This is a genomic window from Nocardia heshunensis, assembly GCF_054782115.1.
In genome coordinates this window covers 1-513 of record NZ_BAAGTC010000033.1, presented here as the reverse complement: position 1 = coordinate 513, position 513 = coordinate 1, and the positions used below count along the sequence as shown (strand labels likewise).

Genomic DNA, 513 nt, shown 5'->3' with positions numbered 1-513 from the left:
GGATTCCATGGAAAAGCTGTACATGACCGTTAATGTAGGTTAGAAAGGGGAATTATATGTCATTTGATGGATTTTTAAATGGTCGGGACACTATTAGCACCAAGGATGCCAAAATCTTTACCACCATTGATGGTAACGTTCGGCTGATGTTTGAAGCTAATGCGTTCACGGCAAAAATTGAAAAGAACAAAGAAGATGTTCAAGTTTTAGGTAACCATTGGAAGAAAAAGAAGGTTACTTCCGTAGAAGGCACTGGGACTATGGGACAATACGTCATCAATTCCAACTGGCTGAAGTATGGGATTCCTTATACCGAAGGTGGTCGGGACTTGTACTTCGATGTAACTATGGTGATTGAGGACCCAACTTCACGAGCAGGTAAGCAGACGGTCCTTTTGACAGAAGTTAACTTGGATGATATTCCAATTGCTGATTTCGAGGCCGACGATGGTGTGATGGAACTTGAAAGCGACTTTACTTTTGAAGGTGTCAAGCTGATTGATGAATTCATGG

The 513-nt window shown here is 41.7% G+C and carries 1 protein-coding gene; it reads left to right on the top strand.

Features of this window, described 5'->3' with window-relative positions; all coding sequences use genetic code 11:
- Positions 1-56: 56 nt before the first annotated feature.
- Positions 57-513 (top strand): phage tail tube protein (locus tag ACYVN4_RS44985; RefSeq protein ID WP_460730433.1); only part of this gene is annotated, 457 nt, incomplete at its 3' end.